Source organism: Pseudomonas sp. DF5, from assembly GCF_058148225.1.
The window spans coordinates 1-253 of the sequence record NZ_JBYVYM010000090.1; the positions used below are offsets into that span (position 1 = coordinate 1).

At 64.0% G+C, this 253-nt stretch carries 1 protein-coding gene; it reads right to left on the reverse strand.

Going from position 1 to position 253, the window contains the following annotated elements; translation table 11 throughout:
- A partial coding sequence (locus tag AC30D7_RS28825) for a VCBS domain-containing protein (protein WP_490136341.1) occupies positions 1 to 253 on the reverse strand: 253 nt, incomplete at both ends.

Sequence of the window (253 nt, forward strand, 5' to 3'; positions counted from 1 at the left end):
TGAAGTAACGGTGCCATCGGCACTGCTCACCGTGAAGGTGTCGGTGTAGGTGGTGCCGGCGGCGAACTCGTTGTGGGCGGAGTTGGCGACGTAGGTCCAGGCTCCGTCGGTGCCGATGGAGAATTGGCCATAGCTGCCGACGGTGTTGGTTTGTGCGACGAAGGTTGCGGCGCTGTCGACGTCGCTGATGGTCAGGGTGCCGGCGGTGGAGATGTCGGCGGCGGCATTGGTCTCGGTGAGGTTGGCGATGTCG